The 7674-nt window shown below is 68.0% G+C and carries 11 protein-coding genes; 6 read left to right on the top strand and 5 right to left on the bottom strand.

All coding sequences use genetic code 11. The features are described 5' to 3' along the window. Window positions 1–180 precede the first annotated feature (180 nt). Window positions 181–1038 (bottom strand): hypothetical protein, encoded by an 858-nt coding sequence (locus SGR02S_RS18240; RefSeq protein ID WP_067113412.1) that lies wholly within the window; start codon window positions 1036–1038, stop codon window positions 181–183. Between the two features lie 99 nt (window positions 1039–1137). On the opposite strand from SGR02S_RS18240, the gene SGR02S_RS18235 reads away from it, so the two are divergent. The 3 genes from SGR02S_RS18235 (at window position 1138) to SGR02S_RS18225 (ending at window position 3648) form a co-directional block, all read left to right on the top strand. Then, complete coding sequence (locus SGR02S_RS18235; protein ID WP_067113411.1) at window positions 1138–2448, top strand: SLC13 family permease; 1311 nt, start codon at window positions 1138–1140, stop codon at window positions 2446–2448. A gap of 81 nt (window positions 2449–2529) precedes the next feature. Then, the gene (locus SGR02S_RS18230; RefSeq protein WP_067113410.1) at window positions 2530–2946 is read left to right on the top strand and encodes a low affinity iron permease family protein; all 417 of its coding nucleotides are present in this window, start codon (window positions 2530–2532) and stop codon (window positions 2944–2946) included. 42 nt (window positions 2947–2988) lie between these two features. After that, window positions 2989–3648 carry a DUF6766 family protein gene (locus SGR02S_RS18225; RefSeq protein ID WP_067113409.1) on the top strand — a complete coding sequence of 220 codons (660 nt, stop codon included), beginning with the start codon at window positions 2989–2991 and terminating at the stop codon, window positions 3646–3648. A 31-nt stretch (window positions 3649–3679) separates the two neighbouring features. Here SGR02S_RS18225 and SGR02S_RS18220 read toward each other — a convergent pair whose 3' ends face one another. From SGR02S_RS18220 to SGR02S_RS20635, 4 genes are read right to left on the bottom strand one after another with little or no spacing between them, the layout of a single operon-like run. After that, window positions 3680–3904, bottom strand: a complete 225-nt coding sequence (locus SGR02S_RS18220) for a hypothetical protein (protein WP_156483128.1) — start codon at window positions 3902–3904, stop codon at window positions 3680–3682. Between the two features lie 35 nt (window positions 3905–3939). Then, window positions 3940–4278, bottom strand: a complete 339-nt coding sequence (locus tag SGR02S_RS18215) for a hypothetical protein (protein ID WP_067113406.1) — start codon at window positions 4276–4278, stop codon at window positions 3940–3942. A 27-nt stretch (window positions 4279–4305) separates the two neighbouring features. Further along, a complete protein-coding gene (locus SGR02S_RS18210) occupies window positions 4306–4830 on the bottom strand; it encodes a CinA family protein (RefSeq protein WP_082797227.1) in 525 nt (174 codons plus the stop codon). Between the two features lie 6 nt (window positions 4831–4836). After that, complete coding sequence (locus SGR02S_RS20635; RefSeq protein WP_255211521.1) at window positions 4837–4962, bottom strand: hypothetical protein; 126 nt, start codon at window positions 4960–4962, stop codon at window positions 4837–4839. Window positions 4963–5104: 142 nt separating this feature from the next. Here SGR02S_RS20635 and SGR02S_RS18205 point away from each other — a divergent pair, with 142 nt between their 5' ends. The 3 genes from SGR02S_RS18205 to metB are packed head-to-tail and all read left to right on the top strand — an operon-like array spanning window position 5105 to window position 7648. Continuing rightward, window positions 5105–5947, top strand: a complete 843-nt coding sequence (locus tag SGR02S_RS18205) for a LysR family transcriptional regulator (protein ID WP_067113400.1) — start codon at window positions 5105–5107, stop codon at window positions 5945–5947. Continuing rightward, window positions 5944–6444, top strand: a complete 501-nt coding sequence (locus SGR02S_RS18200; RefSeq protein ID WP_067113398.1) for a DUF6306 domain-containing protein — start codon at window positions 5944–5946, stop codon at window positions 6442–6444. The genes SGR02S_RS18205 and SGR02S_RS18200 overlap by 4 nt, the downstream gene beginning before the upstream one ends. A 40-nt stretch (window positions 6445–6484) precedes the next feature. Continuing rightward, a complete protein-coding gene (gene metB, locus SGR02S_RS18195; protein WP_067113397.1) occupies window positions 6485–7648 on the top strand; it encodes a cystathionine gamma-synthase in 1164 nt (387 codons plus the stop codon). Window positions 7649–7674: the final 26 nt, after the last annotated feature.

Genomic DNA, 7674 nt, shown 5'->3' with positions numbered 1-7674 from the left:
AGTGCCGAAACCCGAATCCCCGAAGGCCATAATCTGAGTCACTTCCCCCCGCTCGACACGAACGGGAATATTCGACACTCGGCGTTCTGAATCGAAACCTCTCGAAGGAGGCAGATCGGATTCAACGCACGATGCTTTGGGCGAATGCGCCCGGTCACGCGGGCATCGCGGGCAGTCGCCCTATTGGCCGACGCGGCCGGTCGACCATGTCGCCAGCGTTTCGCCGCTGACCGGATTGGCGATGCGGACCGATTCGATGCGGACGTCGATCGCGCAGATCGGGCGCTGTTCGGTCCCGGCAGGCTGTACGCACCGGATCGGCGCGGAAGCGCCGGGGTTCGCGATGCGCCCCGACACCAGCAGCCGGAACCCGCGCGAGCCGTCGAAACGCTCCTTCGGCACGCGCTGGACGATCTCGTAGGGCCGGCCGCCGCGGTGAAGATCGCGATCCGCCTCGTTGCCCGCGAACTGCGCGATGGCGAGCGTCTGGCCGGGCAGCGTCACGGGCTCGACGCCGCGTGCCATCGCCCGATCGCCGCGTAGCGGGCAGTCCGGGCTGCTCATCCACGGACGGCTGATCCAGAATCCTTCGGCGACCTCGGCATCTGCCGGGCCGGACGATCCCCAGTCGCCGCCCTTCCACGTCTCGGACCGGACCGAGACGCGCAATATCTGTTCGCCCTCGTCGTAGCTCCAGCGCATCGGCACGCCGCTGTCGGCATCGGCCGGACCGCCGCAGCCGAAGGGCAGGGTGAGGTCGAAGGCGCGGCCGGCGGCGTCGGTGACCGCCTTCGGAGCCGACTGGCCGGAGGCGAAGGCGTCCGCCGCCTGCTGCGCCAGCGCGAGCAGGTCGCCGCGTTCGAGCGTTTTCACGACCGGCTTCGGCGCCGGCGTGGGGGCGGGCGCGACCGGTGCCGGCGCCTTGGGGGCCGGTGCGGTGACCCGGCCGAGGAAGAATCCGCTGCCGCCGATCGCGATGATGGCGGCGAACCCGGCGGCGATGGCGAGCCGGCTCGTTCTGACGCTGGGTTCCTGCATCGGACTTGGATAGCAAATCCTAGCTCATCCTCCAGACCCAAATGGATATTTTTTCACGAAGCGATTGACAGGGGGGCGCTGGCGATTGACGCAGGGGCGATGTCGGTGGACCAAGTTCTGACCCTGCTCGTCCTCGCGGCGGTGGTTGCGGCCCTCATCTGGGACAAGGTGCGCGCCGACGTGGTGGCCCTGACCGGCGCGGCCGTCCTGCTGATGACCGGCGTCGTGCGGCCGGTCGACGTGCAGGGGGCCTTTGCAAGCCCGGCGATCATCGCGCTTGCATCGCTGTTCGTCATCGCCTACGCGCTCGAACTCTCGGGGCTGCTCGACCGGGCGATCGCGGGAGCCGTCGCGCTGTGCCGGCGGATGGGGGCGACGGGGCTGTGGCTGTTGCTGTCGATGATCGGCAGCGTGTCCTGCTTCCTCAATTCGACCCCGATCGTCGTGCTCGGCGCGCCGGTCATCCGCGACGTCGCGACGACGCTGCGCCTGTCGCCCAAGCGCTTCCTGATCCCGCTGTCGTACATCACCATCCTGACGGGCTGCTGCACGTTGATCGGGACGTCGACCAACCTGCTGGTCGACGACATGGCAAGCCTGGCCGGGCAGGCACGCTTCGGCATCTTCGAGATCACGCCCGTCGGCCTGCCGATGGCGCTGATCGGCGGCCTCTATCTTTTCCTGTTCAGCGGCCGGCTGCTCGGCGGCAAGCACGAGGCGGACGAGCGCGCGGGCGACGCGCCTGAAATCGACCAGGCGCATATCGCCAACGCCCAGGTCGGCGACGCCTCGCTGTTCGCGAAGGAACGGCCGTTCCGCCCGCTCAAGGCCGCGATCTCGCTCGCGATCTTCGTGGCGGCGGTGGCGCTGGCGACCGCCGGCGTCGCGCCGATCGCGGCGACGGCATTCGCGGGCGCGGTGCTGCTGATCCTGCTGCGCGTGATCAGCGCCGACGAGGCCTATAGCGGCCTGAAGCCCGAGATATTGATCCTGATCGCCGGTATGGTGGTGATCGGGATCGCGATGGAGAAGAGCGGGCTCGCCGCCGCGGCCTCCGAGCGGCTGATCTCGGGCGTCCACGGACTGAGTCCGCTGGCGGCGTTGATCATCCTCTATCTGGTGACGATGGTGCTGACCGAACTGCTGTCCAACGCGACGGTGGCGGTGCTCGTGACGCCGGTGTCGGTTGCGCTCGCCGAAAGCCTTTCGGTCAGCCCGCGGCCGTTCCTCGTCGCCGTGATGATGGCCGCGAGCGCCGCCTTCGCGACGCCCTTCGGCTATCAGACCAACGTCATCGTCTACCAGATGGGCGGCTATCGCTATCTCGATTTCGTGCGCATCGGCCTGCCGCTCAACCTCATCACCTTCGTGGTCGCGATCGCTTCGATCCGGTTCTTCTTTCCCTTCTGACTTCGGGCCCCGGCCGCACCCGCAACCTGCGACGCGCATGGGCGTTGAAGGCGGGGGCGGCTTGGCAACGGAGAGCAGACAATGTCGGTCGATGCGGTATTCACGAAGATCGCCTCGCGATGCGCCCATATCATGGGGCAGCCGCAGACGTTCATGACCGCCATGGCGCTGGTCGTGATCTGGGCCGCAAGCGGCCCCGTGCTCCACTATTCGGACACCTGGCAACTGATCGTGAACACCGCGACGACGGTGCTGACTTTCCTTGCCGTCTTCCTGATCCAGAACAGCCAGAATCGCGACGGCGCCGCGATGCAGGCCAAACTCGACGAGATATTGCGATCGCTCGAAAAGGCGCGCGAGCAGTTCGTCGGGATCGAACATCTGACCGACGCGCAGATCGAGGAGATCCGGCGCGCGCTGGAAAAGGACATAGAGGCTGGCGACAGCAGGAACCGCACCGCGATCCCCTCGGTCGAGCGCCTGTTGCAGCGCTATTGATCCCGCGACGAACGGCGAAGCGAACGGACGTGGAGAGCGAAGATGCGTCTGCTGAAAGACAATAGCCTGACCCTCGTCCTGCTGCTGCTGTTCGCCGGGAGCATCGTCGGCCAGTGGCTTGCCGGCTGGCACGTCGCGATCGAGGATGCCGCCCGTCATGGCGCGGTCGCTCCGTCGCTTCTGTTCTATACGATCAGTCCCGAATTCCTCTCGTCTGTCTTCGAGAATTGGGAGAGCGAGTTCCTCCAGATGTCGGCCTATGTCGTGCTGACCGCCATATTGATCCAGCGCGGCTCCGCGGAATCGAAGGACCCCGACAGCCCGCCGCGCGATGCCGATCTGGCCGTGCAGGCGATGAAGCCGGGCGCCCCCGCGATCCTGCGCAAGGGCCGGCTGGCGCGCGCGCTCTATGCGCGGTCGCTCGGGATCGTCCTCTTCATCCTCTTCCTGCTGTCCTTCCTCATGCACTGGACCCAGAGCGCGAAGGCCGCGGCGCAGGAGGCGGCGGAGCATGGAGAGGCCGCGCTGTCGACGATCGCCTATCTCGGCGACCCGCAGCTCTGGTTCGAATCCTTCCAGAACTGGCAGAGCGAGTTCCTGTCGACCGCCGTCCTCGTCGTGCTCTCGATCTTCCTGCGCCAGCGCGAATCGCCCGAATCGAAAGCGGTCGCCGCACCGCACGCGCACACCGGCGCCGAGTGATCGCCGCGGGGGCGCGGGCGAAGCCAGCCGATCAGTAGGCGGGCGGGTCGCTTGCCGGAAAGGATTCGTCGACGGCCTGATCGACCTTGTTCCAATCGCGGCGCGTTTTATCGCGCATGCCCTCGGGACCGGCGGAGCGGGTCTGGTCGAAATTCTCGGGGTCGGTCTCATTGTCGCAGAAGGCGGCCGAATGCTCGTCGCTCTTGACGGGTTCGGCCGCCGTGGGCCGCCGGGCGAACCAGAAAAGCGCTCCCACGGCGAGAGCTCCGATCATTTTGACAGATGTCCGTATCATGTGTCGTTCCTCTTCCACGGAGGCAACGGCGGATCGGACACAAGGTTGCGCCGATCCCCACGTCTCGTCGGATTATCGGGGCGACGCGTGTCCTGCGCGGTCTCGTCGTGACGCGGCGCGGAGAACGGAACGTGGATTGCAGCGATCGAACCCCAGGGGAGGCATTCGGCGACCGGCCGTCCGTCGATCCGCGTTTCGAACGCGGCGCCCTGCGGGTCGAGCGCCATGAGCCGCCCCTCGCGCCATTCGGGCTCGGCCTCCGCCCTGCTCAGATACCGGACCAGCGGCGGGTGGGTGCGATCGCCGGCCAGCAGGCGTCCCAGAAATTGCAGCATGCCGTCTCCCTTCGAGGCTGCGCCTCATTATCGCGGCAGCGCGGCTTCGGTCCGGTAGGCGCGCGCCGCGCTTGTCACCAGCGCCAGCGCCGCCATCACCGCATGGTCCAGCACGCGTTCGCGCCCCAGGTCGCCGAAATGGCATGTCTGTTGCGCCAGCCCGGTCCGGCTGCTTGCGCAGGCGAGATAGACGAGACCCACTTCCTCATCCTTCTGCTGCGGCCCGCAAAAGCCGGTCACGGCAATCGCGATGTCGGCGCCGCTGCGTTTGAGCGCACCGGTCGCCAGTCCTTCGGCGACCGCGGCATTGACGGCTTCGCAGCGGGCGACGTCGGCGGGCGGAACCCCCAGCATCTCGGTCTTGGACTGCGCCGAATAGACGACGAAGCCGCGATCGAGATGCGGGCCCAGGCCGGGATCGCTCGCCAGCAGCGCGGCGAGCTGGCCGCCGGTACAGCTTTCCGCGGTCGCGATGCGGAGATCACTGCCGGCGAGAGCCGCCGCCAGTTCCGTCTTGCGAACCTCCATTTCGGGATGTGGTGATGCGCCCATCGCGCGTCACATCGTCGCGGCGAGAATATGGGTCGCGGCGAGAATATGGGTGGCGTCGGTATCGGTCCTGTCGGTCACATCGGCCTCCATCGTCGGCCCGCCCGCGAGAGCGAAACGACGGGGCAGGGCCATGGTTGCGCGCGCCGTTCCTTTTTGACGGGGCGAGATTGACGAAGAGCGGTTTCGCCGCGGCGGCGTCTTGTCACGCCATCGCCCGTCTTATAGAAAGCAGCAGATAAATAGATGCGATTTGCGATTGAAAGAAAAATTGTTGATGGATGTCGGCGTCGCCCGCACCTTTCTGGAAATCGTGAAAACCGGCAGCTTCGTCGGTGCGGCTGCCGATCTCGGCCTCACGCAGACGGCGGTCAGCGCGCGGATCCGGGGGCTGGAGGCGCAGCTTGGCCGGCCCTTGTTCGTCCGCAACAAGGCGGGCGCGCGCCTGACCCCGGCGGGCGAGCAGTTCCTGCGCTTCGCGACGACGATGGTTCAGGTGTGGGACCGCGCGCAGCAGGCGGTGGCGCTGCCGCCCGGACGGCATACGGTGGTGACGATCGGCGCGGAGCTCAGCCTGTGGAGCCCGCTTCTGCGCCATTGGCTGATCTGGATGCGCCGCGAATGCCCCGACATCGCCGTCAGCACCTCGATCGATGCATCCGACCGGCTGCTCGACCGCGTGCAGGACGGGTCGCTCGACATCGCCGTGCTCTATGCCGCGCCGCGCCTGCCCGGCGTCGTTGCCGAACTGCTGTTCGAGGAGAAGCTGGTGCTCGTCCGCACCGCGCCGGTCGACCGCCCGCTCGCGGCCGACGATCATGTACGCATCGACTGGGGCCCCGACTTCGCCGCCGGCTATCAGGCCGCCTTTCCCGACCAGCCCAATGCGGTCGTGTCGATCGACTATGGGCCGCTCGCGCTCGATTATATCCTCGCGACGGGCGGCAGCGGCTATTTCCGCGAAGGTTTCATCCAGTCGCATATCGAGCAGGGGCGGCTCGCGCGGGTGCCCGACAGCCCCGAATTTTCCTATTCGGCCTATGCCGTCCATTCGGCGACCGCCGATGCGGGGGTGATCGAGCGCGCGCGGCGCGGCCTGCACGCGGCGGCGGCGGCATGAGCGACGAACGCGCCTCGCCCGTCTGCTACGGCGCCGAAGCCGACGACGTCTATATGGGCTATGCGTCGCGCGAGGAGATACTGGCGGCGCTCAACGAATTGCTCGAGGCCGAGCGCGCCGGAGCGCGCGTCGCGCTGGCGAACGTCGGCGACGCCACCGGGCCCGAACATGCCGCGATGATGCGCGTCGTTCGTGCCGACGAAGCCCGCTGGTGCGCGATGCTCTCGCGCCAGATCCGGCGGCTCGGCGGCACGCCGTCGCGCCGGTGCGGCGCCTTTCACGGCAAGGCGATGGCGATCGCGGACCCTGTCGAGCGGCTCGCCTTCCTCAATCGCGGTCAGGCGTGGGTGGTGCGCAAGCTCGCCGACCTGACGCGGCGGGTGCGCGACGATGCGCTCCACGCCGACCTGCGCCGCATGGCCGACAGCCATGTGGTGAATATCGACAGCGCCGCGGCCTTTCTGGACCGGGTGCGCCCGCCGGAGCACGGGAAATAGAAGCGCTTCATCGCGATGCGGCCAGACGGAAGGATATGAAATGACGGAGCGGGCACAGGGCTTGCGGCCAGAGACGATCGCGGCCGCGTACGGCGTCGCGAGCGACACGGCGTTCGGGGCGATCGCGCCGCCGCTCTATTTGTCGAGCACTTACGAGTTCGCGGGGTTCGAACAGCCGCGCGCCTATGATTACGGCCGCGCTGCCAATCCGACCCGCGACCTGCTGGCGACCGCGCTGGCAAAGCTCGAAGGCGGCGCGGGCGCGATCCTGACGGCGAGCGGGATGGCGGCGCTCGACCTGATCGTGTCGCGGCTGCCCGCCGGCGCCGTCGTGATCGCTCCGCACGATTGCTATGGCGGGACGATGCGCCTCCTCAAGGCGCGCGAGCAACTCGGGCAAGTGTCGCTGCGGCTCGTCGACCAGCGCGACGGGGATGCGGTGGCGGCGGCGCTGTCGGGCGCGCCCGCGCTGATGCTTATCGAAACCCCGAGCAACCCGTTGCTTCGCGTCGTCGATATCGCCGCGCTGGCGGCGCGGGCGAAGGCGGCGGGGGCGGCGGTCGCGGTCGACAACACCTTCCTGTCGCCGGCGTTCCAGCGGCCGCTCGCGCTCGGCGCCGATTATGTCATCCACTCGACCACCAAATATCTGAACGGCCATTCGGACGTGATCGGCGGCGCCGTTGTCGCCGCCGACGCCGAACAGGCCGCCAGCCTGTCGCAATGGGCGAATATCGTCGGATGCGGCGGATCGCCCTTCGACGCATGGCTGACGCTGCGCGGCCTGCGCACGCTGTTCCCGCGCATGCGCCAGCAACAGGCGAACGCGATGGCGATCGCCCGGATGCTGAGCGACCATCCGGCGGTCTCCGCGGTCCATTATCCGGGGCTGGAAACGCATCCCGACCATGCGCTCGCGGCGCGCCAGCAGCAGGGGTTCGGCGCGATGCTCAGCTTCGATCTGGCGGGCGGCGCTGCGGCGGCGAAGCGGCTGGTCGCGGCGCTGCGCGTCTTCACCTTCGCCGAATCGCTCGGCGGCGTCGAAAGCCTGATCGTCCATCCCGCGACGATGACGCACGCCGACATGGGCGACGATGCGCGGCGCGTGGCCGGGATCGGCGAAGGCCTGCTGCGCGTGTCGGTCGGTATCGAGGCCGAGCACGACCTGATCGAGGATATGAAAGCGGGGCTGGCGGCCTGCTGACACCGCTGCCATGGATTGACCCCCTT

Origin of the sequence: Sphingopyxis granuli NBRC 100800, from assembly GCF_001591045.1 — a bacterium.
In the GTDB taxonomy this organism is placed as follows: domain Bacteria; phylum Pseudomonadota; class Alphaproteobacteria; order Sphingomonadales; family Sphingomonadaceae; genus Sphingopyxis; species Sphingopyxis granuli.
Note: the sequence above shows the minus strand (reverse complement) of the source record. Positions and strands in the feature narration are given on the sequence as shown.

Excerpts from the sequence above, each read along its gene's own strand:
- SGR02S_RS18240 (WP_067113412.1), bottom strand. The coding sequence starts at position 1,038 with ATGCAGGAACCCAGCGTCAGAACGAGCCGGCTCGCCATCGCCGCCGGG.
- SGR02S_RS18235 (WP_067113411.1), top strand. The coding sequence starts at position 1,138 with ATGTCGGTGGACCAAGTTCTGACCCTGCTCGTCCTCGCGGCGGTGGTT.
- SGR02S_RS18230 (WP_067113410.1), top strand. The coding sequence starts at position 2,530 with ATGTCGGTCGATGCGGTATTCACGAAGATCGCCTCGCGATGCGCCCAT.
- SGR02S_RS18225 (WP_067113409.1), top strand. The coding sequence starts at position 2,989 with ATGCGTCTGCTGAAAGACAATAGCCTGACCCTCGTCCTGCTGCTGCTG.
- SGR02S_RS18215 (WP_067113406.1), bottom strand. The coding sequence starts at position 4,278 with ATGCTGCAATTTCTGGGACGCCTGCTGGCCGGCGATCGCACCCACCCG.
- SGR02S_RS18210 (WP_082797227.1), bottom strand. The coding sequence starts at position 4,830 with ATGGGCGCATCACCACATCCCGAAATGGAGGTTCGCAAGACGGAACTG.
- SGR02S_RS20635 (WP_255211521.1), bottom strand. The coding sequence starts at position 4,962 with ATGGCCCTGCCCCGTCGTTTCGCTCTCGCGGGCGGGCCGACGATGGAG.
- SGR02S_RS18205 (WP_067113400.1), top strand. The coding sequence starts at position 5,105 with ATGGATGTCGGCGTCGCCCGCACCTTTCTGGAAATCGTGAAAACCGGC.
- SGR02S_RS18200 (WP_067113398.1), top strand. The coding sequence starts at position 5,944 with ATGAGCGACGAACGCGCCTCGCCCGTCTGCTACGGCGCCGAAGCCGAC.
- metB (WP_067113397.1), top strand. The coding sequence starts at position 6,485 with ATGACGGAGCGGGCACAGGGCTTGCGGCCAGAGACGATCGCGGCCGCG.